This window comes from Prosthecobacter debontii (assembly GCF_900167535.1).
Lineage (GTDB): Bacteria > Verrucomicrobiota > Verrucomicrobiia > Verrucomicrobiales > Verrucomicrobiaceae > Prosthecobacter > Prosthecobacter debontii.
Genome location: NZ_FUYE01000021.1, coordinates 73,731 through 95,411, shown reverse-complemented (window position 1 = coordinate 95,411; position 21,681 = coordinate 73,731). Strand labels below are relative to the sequence as shown.

The 21,681-nt window shown below is 57.7% G+C and carries 25 protein-coding genes; 18 read left to right on the top strand and 7 right to left on the bottom strand.

What is annotated here, in order from left to right; genetic code table 11:
* The 6 genes from ygfZ (at window position 1) to B5D61_RS22535 (ending at window position 5,322) form a co-directional block, all read left to right on the top strand.
* A complete protein-coding gene (ygfZ, locus tag B5D61_RS22560; protein ID WP_078815705.1) occupies window positions 1-870 on the top strand; it encodes a CAF17-like 4Fe-4S cluster assembly/insertion protein YgfZ in 870 nt (289 codons plus the stop codon).
* A 102-nt stretch (window positions 871-972) separates the two neighbouring features.
* On the top strand, window positions 973-2,049 hold the full coding sequence (locus B5D61_RS22555) for a hypothetical protein (protein ID WP_078815704.1): 1,077 nt from the start codon (window positions 973-975) through the stop codon (window positions 2,047-2,049).
* Between the two features lie 194 nt (window positions 2,050-2,243).
* On the top strand, window positions 2,244-3,590 hold the full coding sequence (locus tag B5D61_RS22550; RefSeq protein WP_078815703.1) for a coproporphyrinogen-III oxidase family protein: 1,347 nt from the start codon (window positions 2,244-2,246) through the stop codon (window positions 3,588-3,590).
* Entirely contained in the window at window positions 3,574-4,146 is a 573-nt protein-coding gene (locus tag B5D61_RS22545; protein ID WP_078815702.1) for a hypothetical protein, read from the top strand. The genes B5D61_RS22550 and B5D61_RS22545 overlap by 17 nt, the downstream gene beginning before the upstream one ends.
* Before the next feature lie 78 nt (window positions 4,147-4,224).
* Complete coding sequence (locus B5D61_RS22540) at window positions 4,225-4,932, top strand: lipoyl protein ligase domain-containing protein (protein ID WP_078815701.1); 708 nt, start codon at window positions 4,225-4,227, stop codon at window positions 4,930-4,932.
* Window positions 4,933-4,956: 24 nt separating this feature from the next.
* A complete protein-coding gene (locus B5D61_RS22535; protein WP_078815700.1) occupies window positions 4,957-5,322 on the top strand; it encodes a gamma-glutamylcyclotransferase family protein in 366 nt (121 codons plus the stop codon).
* A gap of 27 nt (window positions 5,323-5,349) precedes the next feature.
* On the opposite strand, the gene B5D61_RS22530 is transcribed toward B5D61_RS22535, so the two are convergent.
* Window positions 5,350-7,089, bottom strand: coding sequence for an exosortase/archaeosortase family protein (locus B5D61_RS22530; protein WP_176159622.1), 1,740 nt, complete (start codon window positions 7,087-7,089; stop codon window positions 5,350-5,352).
* 141 nt (window positions 7,090-7,230) lie between these two features.
* Here B5D61_RS22530 and B5D61_RS25900 point away from each other — a divergent pair, with 141 nt between their 5' ends.
* From B5D61_RS25900 to B5D61_RS22510, 4 genes are all read left to right on the top strand, one after another.
* Window positions 7,231-8,340, top strand: coding sequence for a hypothetical protein (locus B5D61_RS25900; protein WP_139373434.1), 1,110 nt, complete (start codon window positions 7,231-7,233; stop codon window positions 8,338-8,340).
* Between the two features lie 179 nt (window positions 8,341-8,519).
* Window positions 8,520-8,915, top strand: coding sequence for a 2'-5' RNA ligase family protein (locus B5D61_RS27245; protein WP_425440080.1), 396 nt, complete (start codon window positions 8,520-8,522; stop codon window positions 8,913-8,915).
* 109 nt (window positions 8,916-9,024) lie between these two features.
* Window positions 9,025-10,644, top strand: a complete 1,620-nt coding sequence (locus B5D61_RS22515) for a hypothetical protein (protein ID WP_078815696.1) — start codon at window positions 9,025-9,027, stop codon at window positions 10,642-10,644.
* A 9-nt stretch (window positions 10,645-10,653) separates the two neighbouring features.
* Entirely contained in the window at window positions 10,654-11,166 is a 513-nt protein-coding gene (locus B5D61_RS22510) for a hypothetical protein (protein ID WP_078815695.1), read from the top strand.
* A gap of 56 nt (window positions 11,167-11,222) precedes the next feature.
* Here B5D61_RS22510 and B5D61_RS22505 read toward each other — a convergent pair whose 3' ends face one another.
* The 5 genes from B5D61_RS22505 to B5D61_RS22485 all read right to left on the bottom strand — a co-directional run bounded on the left by B5D61_RS22505 (window position 11,223) and on the right by B5D61_RS22485 (window position 15,690).
* Entirely contained in the window at window positions 11,223-12,191 is a 969-nt protein-coding gene (locus B5D61_RS22505; RefSeq protein WP_078815694.1) for an alpha/beta fold hydrolase, read from the bottom strand.
* Window positions 12,188-12,955 carry a M14 family metallopeptidase gene (locus tag B5D61_RS22500; protein ID WP_078815693.1) on the bottom strand — a complete coding sequence of 256 codons (768 nt, stop codon included), beginning with the start codon at window positions 12,953-12,955 and terminating at the stop codon, window positions 12,188-12,190. Before B5D61_RS22500 ends, B5D61_RS22505 begins: the two co-directional genes overlap by 4 nt.
* Window positions 12,956-12,970: 15 nt before the next feature.
* Complete coding sequence (locus B5D61_RS22495; protein ID WP_078815692.1) at window positions 12,971-13,414, bottom strand: rhodanese-like domain-containing protein; 444 nt, start codon at window positions 13,412-13,414, stop codon at window positions 12,971-12,973.
* The gene (locus B5D61_RS22490) at window positions 13,411-14,085 is read right to left on the bottom strand and encodes a DUF1573 domain-containing protein (RefSeq protein WP_078815691.1); all 675 of its coding nucleotides are present in this window, start codon (window positions 14,083-14,085) and stop codon (window positions 13,411-13,413) included. Before B5D61_RS22490 ends, B5D61_RS22495 begins: the two co-directional genes overlap by 4 nt.
* Before the next feature lie 99 nt (window positions 14,086-14,184).
* Entirely contained in the window at window positions 14,185-15,690 is a 1,506-nt protein-coding gene (locus B5D61_RS22485) for a CbiX/SirB N-terminal domain-containing protein (protein WP_078815729.1), read from the bottom strand.
* 136 nt (window positions 15,691-15,826) lie between these two features.
* Between B5D61_RS22485 and B5D61_RS22480 the strand changes: the two genes are divergently transcribed.
* The gene (locus tag B5D61_RS22480) at window positions 15,827-16,567 is read left to right on the top strand and encodes a LamG domain-containing protein (RefSeq protein WP_078815690.1); all 741 of its coding nucleotides are present in this window, start codon (window positions 15,827-15,829) and stop codon (window positions 16,565-16,567) included.
* Between the two features lie 182 nt (window positions 16,568-16,749).
* Entirely contained in the window at window positions 16,750-17,241 is a 492-nt protein-coding gene (locus tag B5D61_RS22475; RefSeq protein WP_078815689.1) for a VOC family protein, read from the top strand.
* Between the two features lie 5 nt (window positions 17,242-17,246).
* Here B5D61_RS22475 and aat read toward each other — a convergent pair whose 3' ends face one another.
* Window positions 17,247-17,849, bottom strand: coding sequence for a leucyl/phenylalanyl-tRNA--protein transferase (aat, locus tag B5D61_RS22470; protein WP_078815688.1), 603 nt, complete (start codon window positions 17,847-17,849; stop codon window positions 17,247-17,249).
* 128 nt (window positions 17,850-17,977) lie between these two features.
* On the opposite strand from aat, the gene B5D61_RS22465 reads away from it, so the two are divergent.
* From B5D61_RS22465 to B5D61_RS22445, 6 genes are all read left to right on the top strand, one after another.
* A complete protein-coding gene (locus B5D61_RS22465; protein WP_176159621.1) occupies window positions 17,978-18,583 on the top strand; it encodes a flavin reductase family protein in 606 nt (201 codons plus the stop codon).
* On the top strand, window positions 18,580-18,873 hold the full coding sequence (locus B5D61_RS27110; RefSeq protein WP_217699048.1) for a DUF3253 domain-containing protein: 294 nt from the start codon (window positions 18,580-18,582) through the stop codon (window positions 18,871-18,873). The genes B5D61_RS22465 and B5D61_RS27110 overlap by 4 nt, the downstream gene beginning before the upstream one ends.
* Before the next feature lie 113 nt (window positions 18,874-18,986).
* On the top strand, window positions 18,987-19,304 hold the full coding sequence (locus B5D61_RS25895) for a hypothetical protein (RefSeq protein WP_139373433.1): 318 nt from the start codon (window positions 18,987-18,989) through the stop codon (window positions 19,302-19,304).
* A gap of 40 nt (window positions 19,305-19,344) precedes the next feature.
* Complete coding sequence (locus tag B5D61_RS22455) at window positions 19,345-20,280, top strand: peptidylprolyl isomerase (protein WP_078815687.1); 936 nt, start codon at window positions 19,345-19,347, stop codon at window positions 20,278-20,280.
* Between the two features lie 39 nt (window positions 20,281-20,319).
* Window positions 20,320-21,291: a KpsF/GutQ family sugar-phosphate isomerase gene (locus B5D61_RS22450; protein WP_078815686.1), complete on the top strand. Its 972-nt coding sequence runs from the start codon at window positions 20,320-20,322 to the stop codon at window positions 21,289-21,291.
* Between the two features lie 11 nt (window positions 21,292-21,302).
* Complete coding sequence (locus tag B5D61_RS22445; protein ID WP_078815685.1) at window positions 21,303-21,575, top strand: hypothetical protein; 273 nt, start codon at window positions 21,303-21,305, stop codon at window positions 21,573-21,575.
* Window positions 21,576-21,681 lie beyond the last annotated feature (106 nt).

The window sequence follows — 21,681 nt, the reverse complement described above, 5'->3', positions numbered from 1 at the left end:
ATGACCGCAGAACTTTATCAAACCCTCCTCACTGAAGGAGCTTGGGTCGATCTTTCCACCCGAGCCAAATGGCGGCTCTCGGGCGCAGATCGCGTGCGTTACCTCAATGGTCAGGTCACCAACGATGTCCGCACTGCTCAGAAAGAACATGCGCTTTATGCCTGTGTCACCAATCTGAAAGGCAAGATCGAGGCAGACATCCATATCCATGTCTCTGCTGATGGAGAGAGCCTTCTCTTCGATGCAGTTGCAGATTTGCGCGAGCCCCTAGGCATGCGCCTAGAACGCTACATCATTGCAGACGATGCCGTGCTGGAAGACATCTCCGAAGAGTGCCAGCTTTGGCACCGCATCGGCTCCGCATCTGGGGAAAGTTTACCCGATGGTCAGACAGTAGAAAACTCCCGGCGCTTCGGCCTCCCCGGCACGGATGTTTGGCTCCCGAGCACTGGCCCCATCCCCGAAACACGGGTGATCTCAGAGGAGGAGGCAGAAACCCTGCGCATTCTCCAAAGGGTGCCCACATGGCCACATGAATTGAATACCGAGACTTTCCCTCCCGAAGCAGGTCTGGAAACGTCCGCCATGAGTTTCACCAAGGGTTGTTACATCGGCCAGGAGATTCTTTCCCGCATCAAAACCACTGGCAAAATGCCGAGACAGCTCGTGGCGTGGAGAGCGCAGACCGCCCCCTCGCCTCAAGATATGATCCAAGACACTCAAGGTCAAAGCATCGGTGTGATCACCAGCGTGACTCAGCATCCTGTAACCAAAGAATTTGTTGGCCTTGCCTATGTTAAACAATCGGCCATCGACACGCCTGGCTGGACCACAGCCTCGGGGATTCGACTGACCAGAACAATGGCGTGAAGATTGCTATTCGATCTGGGCAATATTCGGTCATGAAGCGGTCTTCGGCTCGACCTCACTATTACCTTGAAGCAGGTTCCGAATATTATACAACTTGTCGTTATGAAGCGTCTCACCTCTTTCATCTTCGGCTTGTGGCTGACTAGCTCAGCATGGGCTCTTACCCCGCAACAGGTTGAACAGCTTCAAGACGCCAAAAAACAGTTTGAAGCAGGTTTGATCAGCCAAACGATTTATGAAGAGGTGCAGCGAAAGATTCTGGAGCTGACGCCTCCATCATCTATAAAATCAGAGGCCGCCCCTAAAGTAACAGGTGATCCCACTCAGTCCGCCGTCCTGGCCAAACTAACGAAAGGCTACTGGCGCCTGACTACACATCTGGGAGAGGCTGAGGCGTATGATGGACCTGTTCACCGCTTCAGGTTGGAGAATGGAAAGTTCTCCATCACGCGTTTTAAATCCAACTACAATGACGAGCCTGGCCGTGCCGTAGAACAGCCAGTCAAAGAGCTCATTGTTAAGGATAAGGGGGTGGCATTCAGCTATTTAAAAGACCCAGCGGATCCCAAGTCCGTCGGCATTCTGGAGATCAGCCTCGATGAAAAGGGAGAATTCGAGGTCTCAGGGGTCTTGGGCCCACCTTGGTATTACACCCTGACACCAGCCCCCGTAATGACCAATCGAGAGTGGAACGAGTGGCATCGAAAAACCGACGAAGGAAATGCTTTATCTGAATTGTTAGGCACCGTCTCTGAAATCTGGAAAATCAATGGCGAGCCTGATCATGAACTGTCAGGAGATTGTTTTTTGGTCTGGTATAATGCCGTAGCCGTTCCCCGGACCTACCGATATGATTTTGGCTACACCCTGCGTCCTTTCATCCTCAAAATGAAAACGCGTCCACAAGGGGGTTTTGAAATCGTGTCCTGCTTTGACTACATGCAAAACCAATGGATGGAGTTTCCCACACTCATCTATGAGACCTCTCTGGATGAGACTTATGTGAATGGGGTCATGGAAGGCAAGATTTCGGAATCTGAGTGGAATGAATTCGTGCAGAAGACACGTGCCCGCGACAAAGAGATGGGGAATCGAGCCAAATCTGAGATCCCACTCAAGGACGGAGGCACTCTTCGAGGAAAATCTCCCCACATCAGTCCCCCAGACGAAGACGCTTAAAGGCAGGGTCCCCGGCTGTCTCGTGTCGCTCCGAAAGCGGCACGAAACTGGCTGCTAGGTGAATCCGTCCGTTGTATTGCTGACGGTGACTCCGGTGAACAAAACTTGTCCAACGCCACCTACAGCCTTGTTTCAGGCGTAGATTATCACGTAGAAGTAGCTGCCACCGTCCGTTCCCTTTGATACCCCCTGTCATGTCCACCGCCCTGGAAACACCCCAAGCCGCCCCCGACAAGAAGGTCGAGAAGACCGAGGCTGGCAATTATTTCGTCTCAAACTATCCGCCGTTTTCCTTCTGGAAACCGGATCAGGTGCCTGTGATCGAGCGTGTCTTGGCCCAGCCAGCTCCTGCGGATGTGCCCCTGGGGGTCTATTTTCACATCCCGTTCTGCCGCAAACGCTGCCACTTCTGCTATTTCAAGGTCTATACCGATAAGAATGCGGCTGAGATCAAAGCTTACATCGACGCAGGAATGCGTGAGATGGAGCGCTTTGCGCAGCAGCCTTACATCGCAGGACGAAAAGCTCATTTCGTCTATTTTGGTGGAGGCACCCCTAGCTACCTGAGCGTGCCTCAACTCCAAGATCTGACCAACCGGATGAAAGATCTGGTGAGCTGGGATGGAGCCGCCGAAGTGGCCTTTGAAGCCGAACCAGGCACCCTCAATGAGAAAAAACTGACCGGTATTCGTGAAATCGGTGTCACCCGCCTGAGCTTAGGCGTGGAGAACTTTGACGATCATATCCTGGAAAGTAACGGTCGAGCCCACCGTAGCGGCGAGATTGAGCGCGCCTACAACTTTGCCCGCACCCTCGGGTTTGAGCACATCAACATCGACCTCATTGCGGGGATGATGAATGAAACCTGGGAAAACTGGAAGGACACCGTGGCTAAAGGCATCGCCCTCGGCCCGGATGCGGTGACGATTTACCAGATGGAAGTGCCCTACAACACGACCATCTACAAACAGATGAAAGAAGAGGGCAAGGTCACCGCTCCCGTCGCCGATTGGCAGACCAAGCGTGATTGGGTTAGCTACGCCTTTGATGAGTTCGTCAAAGCTGGTTATACCGTGACAAGCGCCTACACCGTGGTGAAGGATCCGCAGCGTATCAAATTCGTCTATCGTGATGCCCTCTGGGAAGGCTCCGACCTGCTAAGTTGCGGTGTCGCCTCCTTCGGTCACCTGAGTGGTGTTCACTATCAAAATCAAGCTGAAGTCGGTCCCTACATGCAAGCTGTGGATGCGGGGCAGTTGCCCATTTTCCGAGCTTACGAAACCAACGCCGAAGAGCGGTTCGTGCGAGAATTCATCCTGAAGCTGAAGCTAGGGCACAGCGAATTCGCCTACTACCAGCAGAAGTTCGGGCAAGATCCTCTGAAGTTCTTCAATCAACAATTGAACTACCTGCAGAACGAAGGTTTTGCCAAACTCACCGATAAAGACATCACGCTCACTCGTGACGGTCTGCTTCAAGTGGACCGCCTGCTGCATGAATTCTTCCTGCCCCAGCACCGCCAGTATGCCCGTTACACTTGACGCTCCCCAGCGCTCCGCAGCCACGCGTGAAGACGATCTGGCACCCCTGGTGTTCTTTTACGGCATCGGCAGTGCGCGTCCGCGTGTGACCTTCGTGGAGCCCGAGGAACTCCCTGACCAGGAGCGATGGCTCCTGGTGCATGACATCGATATGACGCCACGCCTCCGTGAAGGCCATGGCTGCGAGATTGACTTGGACGTTCATGCCCGGGCTCGCATCGGCAACTACCTTGTCCGAGCCAGCGTGCTGAATCGCCGGAGTGATGGAAAACCCGTGGAGTTCGGAGCCATTGGCATTCACCTGGATCTCCTGCCCGAAGAAGCTCAAGCCTTGGTCATCGAAGGCCGAGTGCCGTTCGGAGCCATCCTCGAGCAGTATCAAGTGCCGCATAGCAGCCATCCGCGAGGTTTTTTCCGCATCGCAGTCGATGCACGACTGGCTGAATTGCTCGGTGCCACCAGTGGTCAGATCCTCTTTGGCCGCTGCAATGAACTGCGTCATGACTGCGGTCGTGTGCTCGCTGACGTGGTGGAAGTGCTTCCGCGCGGGCTTTGAAATCGACCGCGAGGTGCTGTATGTCATCGCAGTCAGCACTTGCATCCATGCGGCAAGCATTGTCTTCAAAGAGATCTCATGCCCACCTCAGATCAGACTTTCGGCGAACCGTTCTTTGACAAGCTCATCCTGCATTTGGATGGCACTCACGGAGGGCCCATGAACATGGCGGTGGACCAAGCTTGGCTCGAGCAGAGCGCCACCCCCGTCTTACGCATCTACACTTGGGATCAGCCAACTGTGACCATGGGCTATGCACAAAGTCTGCCGAAACTTCAGGATTCACTCCCCGGCTGGCCGGTGGTGAGGCGTTGGACGGGCGGAGGTGTGGTGCTGCATAACGAAGACTACACTTACTCCGTCATCGTTCCTTGCACCGATCCCTGGGCGGAAACACCGGCCGTAGAGAGCTATCGCCGAATTCATGGCGCCCTGGCTCAAGCCTTAGCGGAAAGCGGTTATCCCGGCAGTCGCCTCGCCGAGCCAGAAGACGTCATCGAGGCCCCCTTCTGTTTCGTGGCGCCCGCAGTCCATGATGTCATTCTAGGTCCCGTGAAAGTCGCAGGTGCAGGCCAGCGCCGCGGCAAACTAGGCCTGCTGCACCAAGGCAGTGTGCAACAGGTGCAAATCGCTCCTGACTTCTGGGCGCAATGGGCTGCAAAACTGGCGAGAGAAGTGCTGATCATCGAGACAACACCCGAACCCATCATGACTCGCGCGACCGATCTGACGAAACGCCGCTACAGCCTACCTCAATGGCTGGCCGAGCGTGATGACCTGCTTTAAGTCGGATTCTTTTTTCAGTCCCCCATGCTCATCTTCGTCTATGGCACCCTCAAGCGTGATGGCTCCAACCACCATTGGATGCAGGGTCAGAAGTTCGTCGCAGAAGCCTCGACAGAGCCACACTACCGCCTCTACGAACTCGAAGGTTATCCCGGCATGGTGTCCACCTCGGACGGCCTCAGCATCCAGGGTGAAGTCTGGGAAGTCGATGCTGCAGGACTCCACAGGCTCGACCTCCTCGAAGACACCGCCAGCGGCGAGTATGTCCGCGAACGCCTACCCATGCAGCCCCCCTTCGATACCCAACATGTGGAAGGCTACCGCTACCTACTGCCCATCGATGGCAAAAAAGATCTCGGGGATAACTGGCTGATTGATCGCCCGTTCTAAAAAAGAACATGCCTTTCCTGCCATCGATTATTCGGCAGGTATTTCCTTGATCAGCATCGGCACCAGTTCACGCATGAAATTCTTCAGGTCTTCCAGCACATTCAGCTCCGCAAAGGGGTCCTGATACCCCAGAGGTTGATCCTTCATGGGAGCGAAGAAGGACATCAGCGCCCAGCGGTGGTCGATGTTACGCAGCAGCGCGTCCGAATAAGAATAGGCCACGTGCTCATCATAGGAGGCTGCCGTGCGCCCTTGAGATCCCTGATACCAATAGACATTGATTGCACGTGTCCGCACGACCATCCCCTGCTCGTTTTGCACATCTCGATGCATTGTCAGCAGCGTGGCCCGCACCGGTTGAGGTAATCCACACTCAAACTCAATCTGGGTATTGCCATTGATCACCCAACCTTGCCCTGGCAGACAGATTTGCGGCTCGTGCAGAGACCTCTTCACTGGCCCGCTCAGCACCACGGAGGCCAGCACGGGACTATCCTTGGCGAAGTAAAACCGACGACCAATTTCCACGCCTTCATTCAAAGCTTGACGCTCAATGGCCTGCATCGGCATCTCTCGGCTGGCATAGTTCCCGAGCCGCTCCGGCAGTTCCAGGCTCACGGGCGGCGGCCCCACGCGATAAGTCGTGTCCGTCATGGCACATAGCGCCAGGCCCCCGCCACAGATCGCCACGGCAACGCCTAGCCGAATCCACGGGCTTCGCGGCGGTAAAACTGCAGCTTTCGAGATAATCTCAGGCGTCGCGGGATCGCTTGCAGCCACCGCTCGTTTCCGCCGTCGTGTCTCCCAGCGTTCCAACACCGTGCCCAGGGCGAACATGCCCGCCAAAGCCACACCAAAGACGGCAAACCCCGCCAGCGTGTGAAAGGTGCTCATCTCCTGCTGACCACCGATGTTTCTCCCGACGGCGAAGTCCATGCCAAACCAGCGACTCCCGACCGTGAGCAGGATCATGCGCACGAAGTTGCCTAGGACCGCGAGAGGAATGGCGCTTGCGAAGAGAATCCCCCGTGGCAGCCAGGACTTCAGCGTCAGCCACCCATAGAGAGCACTGATCATCAGGAGCGAAAACAAGGACCGAATCCCACTGCAAGGCTCCTCCACATCCAGCTTGAAGAGATCTCCCTGAGCTAGGCCCCGCGCCGCGTCCGCCGCCGAGTGCAGCCCCGTGCCATCCCGCACCACATCCATGCCGACGACATTGAGAAACCCTGCCGAAGCCTTCGCCGTGAGAATGCGTAGTGGAAAAGCCAGCCGACTCTCTAGCGGTACCAGCGGCCACATGAACATCAGAAAGGCCCAGGGAAAAATCAGCCAGCGCAGCCAGTGAGGCCCCGCCACCAGCAGGATAAAACCCAGCGAAACAAGCTGCACCGCCATAAAGCCCGGATACCCCGTATCCACCTTATAGCCAGCCCAGTAAACCAACATCCCCACCACCAGAAGGGGCACCCCGAGCCAAGAGCCACGCAACGTCAGCCGGACCAGTTCATCCCGCATCCGCCACACCAGCCAGGCCACGATAGGGGCCACGAACAAACAGTAAATCCATTCCGCATCCGCATCCGCCTTGTTCACCACCCCCATCAAGATGCTGGAGCGTCGATCAAATTCCCAATGCTGATACGGCCACAGCACCGCCAGAACCAGTAGCAGCAGCCCACCTACCCCCCACACGATCGCGCTCATCCATGATTCAGGCAGGGACGAGGCAGCGGCGGCGCTTGGCGATGGAGGAGATTCACTCATGGTCAAAAAAGGCTCAGCAGGCGACGGTTCTCTTCGATAGGCACAAACCCAGCGTAGAGACATTTCATGCCTGCCACAGCGTCAGACATCTGTCCATGTTCACCGCTGGAATTTATGTGATCTACGTTTACAAGTTTCAAAATGTCTGAATCCGCCCCCACTTCTTCCTCGCGTAAACCCCTGCTCGCAGATGCGCCCCCGACCTCCGAGACCGCCTCGGTGCCAGCCCGAGTCTTGGTCACCGGAACCCCGAACGTGAGGCAGGAGCCGACGACAACGCGCGGAGCCGCGCCTACCCCAGCCACTCCAACTCCCAGCCCTTGGACTCCCGCTCTCATCCTCGGCGTCGTGCAGATCGGCCTATTGGCTGGAGCCCTCGCCTGGGGTGGAAATTACCTCAGTCAAAAGCTCACCAACTCCCGCATTGGCACCAGCGGAAGCGAATCCACCACCCCAGGCGATACAGCCAGCCTCAAAGTCGCCTTGGATAAAGCCACCGCCCAGATCTCCGCCCTCCAGCGCCAGCTCGATGCCCAGGGTGAAGAACGCGCCAAGACCCAGAGCCGCCTCCAGGAGATGGCCGACCGCATGGCCCTCGTCATCCAGCAGAGCTCCTTCTCCACCACGGGCGAGACACCCCGTGTCTCTGCGTCTGATGCCTCCCAGGTCGCCGCCATGCTCCCCAGCGTCAGTCCCGCTACGGCCGAGCTCATCCTTATCAAAGAGCGCAACCGCCTCACCACCTATGCGGACAAAGCCATCGCCACCGGCAGCCGGGCTGACCTCCAGGCTCTCGTCGAGGCCATGATGGACCCCGCCATGAAACATCTCCTCCACGCCGCACAGGCCGAGTTTAAACGCGTGCAGGCCTATTACGACATGGGCATCAGCATCGACCCCGGCTACACACTGCCCGTGCGTGACCTCTTCAAAGACACCCCCGTCTCCCGCGAGGCCGACCTCACCCCCGCCCAGCTTCATACGCTGCTTCAGGACACCAAACAACCCTGGGAAGCCCGCCTGCGCGCGGCCTACCTGCTGCGCTCCAGCAACGATCCTGAAACCAACACCCTCCTGCTCAAAGCCCTCAAAGAAGACCCCATGCTCGACGTGGCCAAACAGGCTCAGATCACCTTTGAAAACCGTGTCGGGCGTAAGTTTCGCCTCTTCGACATCCCCGCCATCGAATCCTGGTGGCAAGCCCAAGGCGGCGACAAACCCGTGCTGAAGATGAAGGAGCCTGGAAAGTAAAGGACAGGGTATTTCCCTCACGCGATTTCCCAAACTCGATAGTTAGGCAAGTAGTCTCGTCTAACAACACCATGCTCAGGGCCATTCATGCGATCTTCGACACGAGCGACTTGCCGTGCATCGAGGCTTTTCGAAAGCGGTTTGATCCCTTGTTTCCCCACATCCAGGCGCACTTGACCGTGGTGTTTCCGTTTGATCTCCCCGTCTCGGATGAGGCGCTCCTCGCTCACGGCCAGACCTGCACAGAAGGTCTTCGAGCCTTTAGCATGGAGCTGCAGCGTGCTGAATGCAGTACCGATGATCATTTCTGGCTGTCTGTCAGACCATCCCCGACCTTGGAGGAACTCACGCGACGGCTCCATGAGGGACCGCTAGCGCCGCTGGCGGTGAGGCAGTTCGGCGCGACACCTCACATCACCCTGGCGCGGCCACCACTGCCCCCTGATCTTCAGGAGGAGTTCCTGAAGCTCTCGCTCCACTTTCCCTTCTCGCGAACGATCACTTCGATCCTACTCGAGGCGATTGAACCCGAGGGTGGATCTCTGGAACTCGGCCGTTTTTCACTGCCCGAATAGAGGCCTCCGATTGGCCCCATCCACCCAAGCTCGCGTGGGAAGCGCTAAGGCTCCCCACCAAACCTCCTTGCCCTGAGGGGCGGGCCTTGCTAGGGGTGAGGGCAACTGCATGACGCGTGCCCGTTGGTTCATCGCTGGCTCCTGGCTCTTGCTGTTCTGGCTGCTGGCCGGGGCGGTCTGGGGGCCTATGCTTGAGCGGCGGCTGGCCCGGCAAGCGCTCTCGCTCACGGAAACGGTGCAGACGGGTTACCCCGCGGTGGCGGTGAGCTTCAGTGGCCAACAGGCCCAGGTCATAGGACGGGTGCGCCATGAGGCAGAGCGTCGTGAAATCGTGGCCAAGCTGGCGAAGGACGTGCGCACACCGGGCTGGCTGAGCGGTGGACTCAATCCGGTGACAGGGGTGCGAGATGATTTGGAAATCGCCCCCTATCCCGCAGGCTGGCTGTTGCTAGCAGGTCAGGGTGAGCGCGGCAGGCTCTTAGGCAGGCTAGCCAGTGAGTATGAAGCGCGAGATGTGGGACGGCTGATGGAAGATCTCTGGGCGAAGGCGGGCGGAAGGCTGGTGCCGGACGTGCAGGTGGATCCGACTCGCTTTGATGAAGCACCAGGGATCACGAAGACTCTGGATGACTTGCCCTCCCCACGCCCACATGCGGGAGGTGATGGCGCGCAAGTGCAGGTGGCGAGCCTAGGCGGCGGATGGGAACGTCTGACGCTGGATGCCGCGGATGATCTGCTGCGGGAGAAGCTGAAGACCTACCCCATCACGGAGGACGAGTGGCAGCAGGTGGTGAAACCGACCCTGGATCAGATGCGGCGCTATCAGACCGAGGAGCGTGCGCGCATCGCCGAAGCAGAGCGTCAGGCTAAGCTGGCCCCGCCCCATGTGTTTCTGGCGGCACGGGATCAGCGGGTGCTGCTGCGAGGAGAAGTGGCCAGCCTGAAGATCAAGCGCGAGCTGCTGAATACGGTGATTGCCGCGTTTCCCGAATGGCGGGTGCTGGATGATCTGCGGGTGAATGCCCGGCGGCGTACCGTGGCCGAGTTTGGCCCTATCACCACCGCTCTCCTGCCCCTGAGCCAGGAAGCCGGGGCGGATAAATCTCTGGCCTTGGGTTTATCTGGAGCCGCTTGGGCTTTTGTGGATTGGCAGGTGGGAGAGACCGCTCAGCCCTGGAAAAAACTCCTCCCGCCCGATCTCCCCCCTGCTCTGCTTCAGGCGGACAGCCGCATGGTCACTCAATGGCTCCAAGGCAGTGCCCAGGGCATCCCCACACTGCCGATTCCCGCGCAGCCCAGCTTTCTCACGCTGACCCTGCTGCCGGATAAAGTGATCCTGGCGGGGCAACTGGCGGAGGAGCCTCTGCGGGCGCGGCTGGTGGATGCGGTGAAGAATGCTTACTCAGTGCAGACCGTCATTTTCTCGGAGGCGCTGCTGGCTCGCGGCACCTGTGCACCGACGGCGGATGTGGAGCAGACCGTGCGCAGTCTGCCTCCCCTGCCCAAAGCAGGCGAGCCGCCCGTGCTGGCCTTTGCCCGCCCGGGGCAGGACTGGAAGAGTCTGCCTGCGACCCCTGCCCTACTGGAGGCTGGGGCTCTGGCCAGGTCACCTCTCCTACCAGCTGATTTCCCAGGCGCCATGGCGGAGGATACTTTCGCCTCAGAGGCCTACGACCATCTGCGCCACTACTGGCGCCCCACCCAGGACACGACGACACGTACACGCTGATTCATCATCATGGAAGGTTTCTACTGGCTCCTGCTTCAAACCCTGCCGCTGCTGACGGCCTGTGCCGCTGTCTTTTTCATCCTCGGCTGGCGCTGGCGGGGTCAAACCCCAGGTCTGCCAACTCCGGCAGAGCCCACTGAGCAGATCGACACAGCAGACATGGAGGCCGCCGCCGCCCGTAAAGAACGTGACACAGCCCGTGCCCTGGAAGCCGAGGTGCGCAGTGCTCTGGCCAATACCCAAACCGAACTGCAAGAAGCGCTGGACCGGCAAACCCAATTGCAAAAGGAAGTGCTGCGCCTTTCGGATGAGCAGAAGGAAACCCAACAGCGCCTCCAGACGACACAGAGCGAGTTGGAACAAGCCCGAGCCCACCCCCCATCAGAAGCCGCCACGACCAGCGTCCCCGCCTCCGAGGCCGACAAAAAAACCCGCAGTTCCCGCAACCCGAAAGGCAGTGCCTCCAGCAAGGGTAAATCCACCAAGCCCAAGGCGAAGAAGGCAGCTCCAAGGAAAAAGTAGTTAGGCGAGCGTATTATCGGTTCGTGAAGTCACGCCCGGAAACCCAGCCAAGGCCCTCACCGTAACCGCGCCTCGATCCAGTTCGTGAGGTCATGCGTGACTTCCTCCTTTTGCACATCGTGCAGCAGCAGGTGATAACTGCGGGTATACCAGAGCAAGCGTTTGCGGGGAGATTTGACTTGGGCAAACAAGGTCTGAATCTGATCCGCTGAGCACAGAACATCGTTGGGAGATGCCAGGAAGAGCACCGGCATGCGCAGACGTTTGACAGCCGAGGGATTGGCATCCAGAAGGCGGCCAATCTCAGTGAGCAGACGCAGGGTGAAACTGTTGATATGGTGTTCCGTCACCGCCATCTGGCTGCCATGGGTGGTATTGCTGGTAACTTGGATTTTCTTTTCATCCACCCCGGCCAGATCTCCAAGGGAGTAGCGGGAGCGTGGTGAGAGTGTGGCCGCCGTCTCCAGGAGCCAGCGGCGGAAGCCTGAGACGGTGGTGCGCAGCCCTGCCACAGGCGAAGCTAACACCAGCAGAGCGGGATCGCGGCGATCATTGAGTCGATTGGCCGCGGTGTGAAGGCAGATCAAGCTACCGAGGCTTTCCCCATACCAGATGATGGGCACGCCGGGATGCTTCCGCCGCACCAGGAGATGAAAGGTCTCCATATCCCGCAGCCACTGGCGTGAGGATTGGATATCACCGCGATCAGCCACCACCGGGTCTTTGCCCTGACCGCGCAGGTTGTAGGCATAGACCATGTAGCCATGCCGTGGCATTTGATCTCCCAGGAACCAGAAGTCCGTCGAGGCACCGCTGAGCCCATGAACGGCGATGATGATGCCACGTGGTTGACTCCCCTCCGGCACAGGCCAGGTCTGATAAGGCATGATCTTGCCATCATAGGTTACCCACTCCCCTTCCCGCAACACAGGGCGGGGCTGCACCTTCGGCAGGCTGGAGCAGGCACTGAGGACTGCCAGAAGCAGGAGACTGAAGACGAGCTTCAGGCGGGCCGGGATCATCATGCATCAGTATTTCCCAGCATTGGGAAGGATGACAAGACCGCATTTACAAACTCCACCTGAGAGCGAACACGATCATCGAAGCTGAATTCCGAGGGGGTCTCATACGTGAGTGTAATGGGGCAGCCCATCTGCTGGAGTTCAATGGCCTCAGGCATGCCGGGTAAGTTCTTGGGCACTCGGCTGCGCTGGATCACCCCCTTGTTGGCACGATGTCCATCCATCGTCGCTCGTGGATCCGGCAAGATCACACGCAGCCCTGCCATGACGGACTGCATCCACGGAGGACGCATCCGACTCAGCTCATACACATAGCAGCCCTGCCCATCGTAATCCTCATGCAGGCATAGGCTGAGATCAATCAGACGCCCCATCAGCAGCTTCCGCCAGGGTCCACAGATCTCATCAGCCTCCAGATGAAATCGGCGATTGATATCCAGACCGCGATGATCCGCACGTGTATTCAGGATCAGTCCACAGGGATTCAGGCACGGAAGAATCAGAAACCGCTTCTCTTTGAGCAACGTCTCATTTTCCTCAGCCCAAGTCAGCAAACCCCAGGCGGCAGCGGCTTCATCCCCATGCACGCCGGAGGAAAGGTAGATGGCTGGTCCCTCTTGTCCCCTTCCGGTGTCTAACCAATAAATCTGCAAATCCTGAACTCGGGTCAGTGTATTGAGCTTGAGCTTCAAACGCTTGGCCAATGCCTTCCAACGGCTGGCCAACGCGCTGTAATCATGAGCCTGATGCAGGGGCAAAAACGACATGATGAGATCGAAAGGCTAAGGCTGAGCAGCTTTCCAGGCAGGCCAGCCACCTTGAAGCACGTAGCAGTTCTCGACTACGATCAGTTCCAGAAGCTTCTGCCGGATCGTCCGACTAGCTTCGCACTTCTCTCCACCACAGTAGATGACAACAGGTTTATCGGCCGTCTGGAGAATGTCCATGATCTCCAGTAATTGCTCATTGAAGTTCTGTTCATTGAGCAAATGAGCCCCAGGAATATGGCTTTGCGCGAAGACATCCGCAGGCCGCGCATCCAGCCAAATCACCCTCCCCTGCCAGCGTTCCTGAATCTGGGCCAGATTGATCTCATCTTCACGCAAGGGCACCTGACTTAGATACAAAGCCGGAGCGCGGGGGTGAAAGCAATACGTCACTGCGGCAGCGACTGCCGCCAAGGCGAGCAAGATCACAGCTTGAACGACCGCACCTCGAAGGATCATGGCTGCAAAGTGGAAGGCTTCCGATAGACGGAGAAAAAGGCCATCTGCCGCTGATATTTGGGAATCTGGCTATCGGTCTCGATCTTCAAAGCTCCCAGCATCACTTCCGTGGTGTTCGTAGGTTTCACGGTGACTTCGTATTCCCGGCCCGGGCTGATTTCTTTCCAGCTAAACTCCACATTCTGTCGGGTGGAGGTAATGCCCTTGATGACCATGGGTTGATCTCCCGTCATCGTCACTTTCGTGGTCTTGGCCACCGCCTCATCTCCCAACCACCATTGCAAGGTTTTTGGTTCGATCTTGATGACCTCCGGCACCTCCAGGGCGAAGGACACCACCCACTCGGGCTGCTCAGGATCATCCGTCTGCACATGCACGGACTTCTCATGCCGACCCACAAAGCTGGACACCTGGAATTCAGCCTTACCCGTGCCTTTCTCCCCGGGCGCATAGACTGCCTTGTCCAGCGTGGCACTCAGGCAACTGCAGGCACTCTCGATGCCAAGAATCTTCACCGGCTTACTGCCCTTGTTATGAAAGACAAAGGTTGTGCTCACCGAGGTATCCTCCGGTTTCGGTTTCAGTTCAATCACCGGAACCTCCGTGGCCAACTCCCCCATAGCCAGGAGAGGGAGGAAACAGCCGAGGAGAACTGGAATGTGCACTTTCATAAGAAAATCTGGCCTTGGCCCGCAGGTCAGTCAATCGGACAAGATACGCCAGGAACGAAGATCAGTATCCAGGCTTTCAGCGAGAAAATCGCTTCCTCATCAGGCACTCACCACCGTTTGGCTCTTGGCTTCATTGTTTTCTCGGGATTTCTTGCGTGCCAAGGAAACAATGTGGTTGCAGGCCTCCATGCAAAGCAGAGACATGCACTTCTCAGGTGCCACTCCCGGCACCTGACCGGCTTCCGGACCGAGCTTAGCGGCAGCCAGTCCCGTCATGGGCTGGGTGTCATCCAGCGTCCAGGTGATGCGGCGCAGACAGCCAGTGGCGGTCTGGCAGAAATTCCCAACCATCTCGCAAGCCTGAGCATCGGTGATGCCATTGGCAAAACGATACATCCCGGTCTGCCGACCTAACAAATGACGCAGCGGCACGGGCTTCAACTTCCCCTCTTCCTGAGCCAACAACATGCCGACCGCAGCGGGGTAAAAGAACTCCAAAGCCAGGAGTAGCTCCGCCACGTCCCTAACCTTCAATAGCCACCCCTGAATCAAAGTGGGAGCGGTCTTAATGGGGCGAAACTGCCCCTGCGCGTCATAACGAGCGATTTCACGAGCGCCTGCGGGTTCGGTGTAGAGCTTCAAACCGTTCTCACGCACCTCGGCATCTCCAAGATGCCGGAGCTCATAACCTGTCTCCGCCGTGCTGATGTGCACCTGACCGATGATGTTTCGCCCCGCTCGCAACCACTGTTCCAGAGCCGCCTTCAAAGAATCCTCGGGAGCGGAGGCGGCGGTGTGGGCAATCCCGTGCCGAGCATCGAAGTCATGAACTTGATCGAGGATCACGTCCGCCATCAAAGGCTCCGTGCCGATGGCGCTGCTGTAATAGAGATTGCGCCCATGCAGCGGGATGGGGTTGTGCCGGAAAACATCCATCTGGCTCAGGGCCTGGCCGGGCTCCTCCTCCATGCCTAACAAGACGGGGATGTCCTGGAAGCTGTGTAAACCATCCGCGATGAAAAACGGCACCACCACGACATTCGGGGCCTTGGTCATCTGGTACCAATCCGACACCAAAGGAGCCTCCTCCATGTAAGCATCCATCACCTCCGCAAAGTCATACCCCTGGCGAATCAACTGCACCTGATCTTGAATCGCCTTCGTGGAGTTGTCATTCAGGTTCGTGCCATGGCCGACAATGATCAGGCTGGTCTCTTCCCTTGGCACCCCAGGAGCCACTTCATCCGCACGCTGGAGGAGGAGGCGGGTCATATTGGGGTGGATCCCCACGGGGTCACAGTAATAGATCGTGCGTCCATCTCGCTTCGTCACCGGGCCGTCCAGGCGGAGTTCCCGAGGCAGCACCTGCTGACAGAAATACCCCTCACTGATGAAGTTGGGCACGATGTAGATCACGTCACTATCAACAGACTCAAACACCTCCCGCATGGAAGGCTCTTCCTTCCAGAAACAGCAAACCACTTCACGGAAAATCCCGCGCTGGCGGATGGTGTCCGCATGCAGATGCGTGGGAGCGCTGGAGTCAGGATTCAGCGTCGAACCGTGACCGACGAGGATGAGGGCGGCGTGGGAGTAATCGTTCAAAGCGGAGAGGAATACGCCTCCACTCAAAGCATAGACATGCCGAACTCACAGCAAAAACTCATCCTCACTTGGCGTTGATGCATCTGGACCGCCTCCATCATGGCGTGCCAATCACCTCAAACCGTCCCCAACCTTCATGCGTCCCCTGCTCATTCTCCCCCTTTTGGCCGCCGCCAGCCTCCAGGCTGCGGACCTGCCCCGAGTCCCCGCCAAGTCCATTGCCGAGAAAAAAGATCTGCTGTTTTCCGATGATTTTCAAAAAAGTGAGCTCGCCATGCCTTGGCACAAGGTCGTGCCTACCTTCACGGTGGAGGAAGGGGCCCTCAAAGGCACTCAAACCCGTGATGTGACCATCCCCGCCGCCAATGGCAAACCGGAGGTCAAAGCCCACGCTGCCGTTCACGGCCTGGAGATCCCCTCCAAAGATAGCGTGGTGGAGTGCAAGATCCGCTTCGAAGGCGCCAGCATGATCGACGTCGAGTTCGATGATCGCAAATACACAGGAGCGCACTACGGCCACCTTTGCCGTGCCCAGGTGCGTTTGAACGGTGTCACCATCATTGATGAACGCGATGGCAACATGCGCAACGACATCCGCGAGATGCGCAATGACCCCACCAAAAAGGACGAGGTCAACAAACTGCTGAAAGGCCGCCAAGTGACCTATCCTGCAAAGCTGGAAACCGGCAAGTGGTATGACCTAGTCGTGGAAACCGTGGGTGATGAGATGCGTGTCACCATCGACGGCAAACCAGCGGCTTATCTCAAATCTTCCGGCATTGCCCACGAAACCAAGTCCAAAATCGAACTCGGTGTGGCAGGCAAAGACGGTTTCTTTGACGACGTGAAAGTCTGGAATGCTGCGCCTGCGAAGTAGCTTTCTACTTCCACACGAGACCCACTCATGGTTCCTCAAGCCAAAGGACTTCCGCGACCCGGAAGTCCTTTTTTGTATTCAGTCCCCCTGCCGACGGATCGTCGCCCCGAAAAAAATTCGTCTGGGGGTGTCCGATCACGCCGCATCCGTTCGTCGAGTCCATGACACCCCATTCATCTGCCATGAATACCACCATCACCCCATGCCTCTGGTTCAATGATCAAGCCGAAGAGGCTGTCGCCTTCTACCTGAGCATTTTTGAAAATGCCAAAATCACCGACACCACTTACTACACCGATGCCGGGACCGAGGAGCATGGTCACAAGGCCGACACCGTCATGACCATCGCTTTTGAGTTGAATGGCCAGACGTTCACCGCCCTCAACGGAGGACCTCATTTTACCTTCAATGAGGCCATCTCCTTCCAGATTCCTTGCGATACCCAGGAAGAGATTGACTACTATTGGAATCGTCTCGCTGAAGGCGGCCCCGCTGAAGCTCAGCAATGTGGATGGGTGAAAGACAAATACGGAGTCTCGTGGCAGGTCTTCCCCAAGCGCCTCGTCGAACTCACCCTGGATCCCGACCGAGACAAGGCGCGGCGGGTCATCAAGGCCATGCTCGCCATGAAAAAGATCGTGCTCGCCGACATCGAGAAAGCGGCTGAAGGGTGAGAGCATCACCTCACCACGATCTGCGCCCGCTGAAAGCGATCATCAAACGTCGCGGGCAGGCGGATGGCTCGATGCAAGAGGTCCAGATACTCAGCACAGGGAATCTCGTGACCGCCAAACATAGCGAGGTGAGGTGTGGTCCATTGGGTATCATGGACGATGAACCCCCGCTCTTTCAGCCGCCATTGCAGGTGGGTTAGAGCGACCTTCGAGGCCTGCGTTTCCCGGCTGAACATGCTTTCGCCAAAAAAAGCACCTCCAATCGCGATGCCATAGACGCCCCCGACGAGCTTCCCTTGCCGCCAAGTCTCCACACAGTGTCCGAAGCCTAACCGATGCAGTTCCTGATAACTGTCCAAGATCGTATCGGTGATCCAGGTGCTTTCTCGGTCGGCACAGCCACGCATTACATCCCCAAAGGCGGTGTTCCACCGGATTTCAAAGGGGTGGCTGGGCAGGTAACGCTCAAACCGCCGCGGCAAATGAAAATCCTCAATGGGTAAAATGCCCCGATACGGCGGACGAAACCAAGAGATGCGTCCATCCTCATCTCCCATAGGAAAGGCCCCTTCGCAGTAGGCGCTGAGGAGTTGGACAGGATCGAGCATCGATTGATTTGGAATGCGATAGGAATAAAAGAAGCGGAGCCGTTTGCAAACGCGTCCACAGGCTTTCCTCGCTTCTGCACAGGATTTGCGTTCCGCCGCAGGTCTTCGAAACGTTTGTTTTTACGCCTATGATCGAACTCGACCTTACTGGCCCCCATCGTGAAGATGCCTATCGCATTTTAGCGGGGCTCGTCACCCCTCGCCCCATCGCACTCACCACCACGGTGGACTTGGAAGGCCGCGTCAATGCCGCTCCCTTCAGCTTCTTCAACGTGCTCGGAGACAGCCCGCCCATCGTCTGCATCTGCCCCGGAGATCGCGCCTCCGGTGAGCCGAAGGACACCGCCCGCAACATCCGCCTGACCCAAGAGTTCGTCGTGAATCTGGTGGATGAATCCATCATGCAAGGCATGAACCTCTGCGCTGCCAGCCTCCCGCCCGGCGAGAATGAATTGCTCCACGCGGGCCTGACAGCGACCCCTTCCAGTGTCGTTAAGCCTCCACGAATCGCAGAAGCTCCGGCCAGTCTAGAATGTCGCAGCCATAGCATTATTGAGATCGGCGACAATCGTTTGATCATCGGCGAAGTGCTGCGCGTGCATGTGCGGGAAGGTATTTTTGACCCCGACACATGGCTGATCCAACCCGGCGAGTATCACCCCATCGGGCGCATGCAGTCTCCTAACTGGTATTGTAAGACCCAGGATCTGTTTGAAATGAAACGTCCACAGTGAAAACAGAGCCCCGACTGGAGCCTCCCGATCAGTTACCTGACCGGAAACTCATTGCGGAAACGATCCTGGGAATGGTCCAGACTCGCGGTGCCGGGAAAAGCATCTGCCCCTCGGAGGTCGCCCGCCATCTCTTTCCACAGGGATGGCGCGGTTGGATGGAGGTCGTGCGGCAGGAAGCAGGTAAGCTTCAGAGGGAGAGGAAAATCTGCATCACGCAAAAAGGCCAAGAGGTACGTCTTGAAGACACGCGCGGTGCCATCCGCCTAAGCAGCCCTCCGCCAACACACTGAGGGGGCACCCCTGTCAAGATTCCAGACTCCCGACTGACAGAGCCCGATTCAAGGTTGCTTGTAGGTGGCGACGTGCCTAGAATCAGGAGTCTAAACCTTTTTATTTTCTATTCATGAGTCTTTCGCATCTCCTTATCGCCGCCTGCGCCGTGCTGACTCTCGCCTCCTGCGAAAGCACCGGCCGGGTGGATGCGGTGAACCCAACGGTCTCGGAACTCGACCGACTGGATACGCAATGGGGACTCCAGCCTCGTAGATCTCGCGGTGCACCGAAGCGCACCTATCAGTATTCCGCTCCGAGTTCGAACTACAGCATGCCTGCAAGCCCAGCCGCTTCAGCATCCGCCCCTGCACGGGAGACGCTGAATACCGCACCCCCCGCGACTCCGACACCGCAGCTCGACCCAGCGACGGTCAATAGCCTGCGCTAGTGAATGATCTGCCCGAGCTTTTCTTCTCGTTTTCCCCGCCGTGAAGCCCTTCATCCTTCCTTTTTTCCTGCTCGTTCTGGGTCTCAATAATCTGACCGCCCAGGAGATTGCTCCCACTCTGCCGACTCCAGGCATGCCCACTGCTCCCATTTTATCTGCAGAGCCCATTCAGGCCCTCGATAAAGCCGCTGAGCAAGCGCAGCGTGAGCTGTTTGAAGCCGCCGAAAAAGGTAATGCCACCAATGCGGCCCCAGCCACACCAGTGACCAACGGCCCTGTGGTGATCACGACAGATCGCAAGACCACCTTTGCCACTCCGAAGATGGAGGACCCCGCTAGCTGGCCCAAAGACTCTGAGCGGAAACTGGCCGTGATGGAAGTGAGCTTTGGCGGAGCGGTGGAAACCGTGATGTTTGAGCTCTACCCTAACGACGCCCCCATGACCGTCTCCAACTTCATGGACAACTGTGAGACCGGCTCCTACAACGGCCTTGCCTTTCACCGGGCCATTGAAAACTTCTTGGTGCAGACAGGCGATCCGCTGACGGCTGACGAAGGTGCGCGTGATCGCTGGGGCACGGGAGGTGAATCGAAGACCATCCCAGCCGAGATCAAACGCGCTCATCGCAAAGGCTCCGTTGCCATGGGACGCCGCAGTGACAAGGTCAATCCAGGCCGTAAATCCAACGGGTATCAATTCTACTTCTCTCTGGGCAACTACGGCTCGATGGACGGCAAATACACCGTCTTCGGTCAAGTGGTGTCGGGCATTGAGACCTTGGAGAAGGTTGCCAAAATGCCCGTGGACAGCAACGATTGCCCCATCGCTCGCATTGAGATCAAATCCCTCAAGGTCATTGATCACAAAGGCCCGCTCTATGCGAGTGAGCAGCGCACCAACTCCGATGGCCGCAAGTATTCCAAGCCCACTGCCGCCAAGGGATTTGTCGAACGCTTTCTGGAACGCGTCTGGTAGCCCTGCTGCCACGTTTTCTTTGAAACCGTGGCTCCTGACATGAATTACCCTGACCTAGCACGCCGTGTCATCCGCCTCGAAATCGAGGAACTGGAACGGCTGCATGAACGCATCGGCGAGGCTTTTTCCCAAGCCATACAGATGCTGCAAGACTGCCTTGCCACCCGAGGCAAGATCATCGTCTGCGGCGTCGGCAAAAGTGGCAACATCGGCCGGAAACTCACCGCCACCCTTAACAGCACCGGGGCCACCACCGTTTGCCTGGATGTGGGCGATGCTCTGCACGGAGATCTAGGTGTGATCGCTCCGGGTGACCTCGCTATCTTACTGAGCTACAGCGGTGAAACCTCTGAGTTGCTCGGCATTCTGCCTCACCTCAAGCGCCTGGACCTGCCCATGATCGCCATCACTGGCGGTGCCTCATCCACGCTCGCACGCACAGCTCACTGCGTCTTAGACGTCGCCGTCACCCAGGAAGCCTGTCCGCTGAATCTGGCCCCCACCGCCAGCACCACCACCATGCTCGTACTCTGTGATGCCCTGGCTATGGTCCTGCTGGAAGCACGCGGTTTTAAACAAGAAGACTTCGCCCGCCTACACCCCGGCGGATCGCTCGGACGAGCCCTCCTCACCCGCGTGGCCGATGTGATGCGGCACGGGGATCAGGTGGCGATCGTCACTCCTAGCACCACGGTGCAGGACGCCCTGCAAGCGATGACCCAGGCACGAAGCGGTGCCGCCATCGTCCGTTATCCTGACGGCAGTCTCGCAGGGGTGTTTACCCATGGCGACTTCGTGCGCGCCTTTCAGAAAGATCACACCATTGCGCCCCACCCTGTGGCGGATCACATGACCCCGCGCCCAGTCAGCATCCAGGCGGATAAACTGGCGGCCGAAGTGCTCTCCACCCTTCAAAAGAACCGGGTGGACGACGTCGTGGTGATCGATTCCGAAGGCCGACCCGTCGGTCTCGTCGATACACAAGACTTGACCCGGCTCCGCCTCGTCTAACCAACAATGCAATGACAGACACTGAAGAAACACCTATCGTGCGTGATCTCGGCCTCCAGCCTCTGGATGCCCTGATGACTGCTGCCGGCCTGGATAATCATGATATCGTCCAATCCTGTGCCGAACCGCTCACTCACAAAGCGGTTCAACGAGCACGCAAAGGCCGCAGGCTCACCCCGCACATGAAGCGCCGGATTACCGAAGCGTTGAATAAAGCCTTGCGCCAGAAGGCACCGGAAGCCGAGGCTTCTAACCACCGTGTCAAAGACCTCTTCACCTACTGAATACCTGCTTACGGCTCTTCTTAGGAATGAGTGAAGCGGGGCATGGTAAAAGGCCTATGTTGCCTTCAATAGGGCTTGACCCCATCCGCCACGCTTTAGAAAGTCT

Bases quoted from the DNA above. Each gene is read 5' to 3' on its own strand.
- B5D61_RS25895 (WP_139373433.1), top strand. From the start codon at position 18,987: ATGAGTCTTTCGCATCTCCTTATCGCCGCCTGCGCCGTGCTGACTCTC.
- B5D61_RS22540 (WP_078815701.1), top strand. From the start codon at position 4,225: ATGCCCACCTCAGATCAGACTTTCGGCGAACCGTTCTTTGACAAGCTC.
- B5D61_RS22445 (WP_078815685.1), top strand. From the start codon at position 21,303: ATGACAGACACTGAAGAAACACCTATCGTGCGTGATCTCGGCCTCCAG.
- B5D61_RS22535 (WP_078815700.1), top strand. From the start codon at position 4,957: ATGCTCATCTTCGTCTATGGCACCCTCAAGCGTGATGGCTCCAACCAC.
- B5D61_RS22515 (WP_078815696.1), top strand. From the start codon at position 9,025: ATGACGCGTGCCCGTTGGTTCATCGCTGGCTCCTGGCTCTTGCTGTTC.
- ygfZ (WP_078815705.1), top strand. From the start codon at position 1: ATGACCGCAGAACTTTATCAAACCCTCCTCACTGAAGGAGCTTGGGTC.
- B5D61_RS22500 (WP_078815693.1), bottom strand. From the start codon at position 12,955: ATGTCGTTTTTGCCCCTGCATCAGGCTCATGATTACAGCGCGTTGGCC.
- aat (WP_078815688.1), bottom strand. From the start codon at position 17,849: ATGCTCGATCCTGTCCAACTCCTCAGCGCCTACTGCGAAGGGGCCTTT.
- B5D61_RS22510 (WP_078815695.1), top strand. From the start codon at position 10,654: ATGGAAGGTTTCTACTGGCTCCTGCTTCAAACCCTGCCGCTGCTGACG.
- B5D61_RS25900 (WP_139373434.1), top strand. From the start codon at position 7,231: ATGTCTGAATCCGCCCCCACTTCTTCCTCGCGTAAACCCCTGCTCGCA.
- B5D61_RS22465 (WP_176159621.1), top strand. From the start codon at position 17,978: ATGATCGAACTCGACCTTACTGGCCCCCATCGTGAAGATGCCTATCGC.
- B5D61_RS22450 (WP_078815686.1), top strand. From the start codon at position 20,320: ATGAATTACCCTGACCTAGCACGCCGTGTCATCCGCCTCGAAATCGAG.
- B5D61_RS22530 (WP_176159622.1), bottom strand. From the start codon at position 7,089: ATGAGTGAATCTCCTCCATCGCCAAGCGCCGCCGCTGCCTCGTCCCTG.
- B5D61_RS22545 (WP_078815702.1), top strand. From the start codon at position 3,574: ATGCCCGTTACACTTGACGCTCCCCAGCGCTCCGCAGCCACGCGTGAA.
- B5D61_RS22550 (WP_078815703.1), top strand. From the start codon at position 2,244: ATGTCCACCGCCCTGGAAACACCCCAAGCCGCCCCCGACAAGAAGGTC.
- B5D61_RS22480 (WP_078815690.1), top strand. From the start codon at position 15,827: ATGCGTCCCCTGCTCATTCTCCCCCTTTTGGCCGCCGCCAGCCTCCAG.
- B5D61_RS22495 (WP_078815692.1), bottom strand. From the start codon at position 13,414: ATGATCCTTCGAGGTGCGGTCGTTCAAGCTGTGATCTTGCTCGCCTTG.
- B5D61_RS22555 (WP_078815704.1), top strand. From the start codon at position 973: ATGAAGCGTCTCACCTCTTTCATCTTCGGCTTGTGGCTGACTAGCTCA.
- B5D61_RS22490 (WP_078815691.1), bottom strand. From the start codon at position 14,085: ATGAAAGTGCACATTCCAGTTCTCCTCGGCTGTTTCCTCCCTCTCCTG.
- B5D61_RS22505 (WP_078815694.1), bottom strand. From the start codon at position 12,191: ATGATGATCCCGGCCCGCCTGAAGCTCGTCTTCAGTCTCCTGCTTCTG.
- B5D61_RS22475 (WP_078815689.1), top strand. From the start codon at position 16,750: ATGAATACCACCATCACCCCATGCCTCTGGTTCAATGATCAAGCCGAA.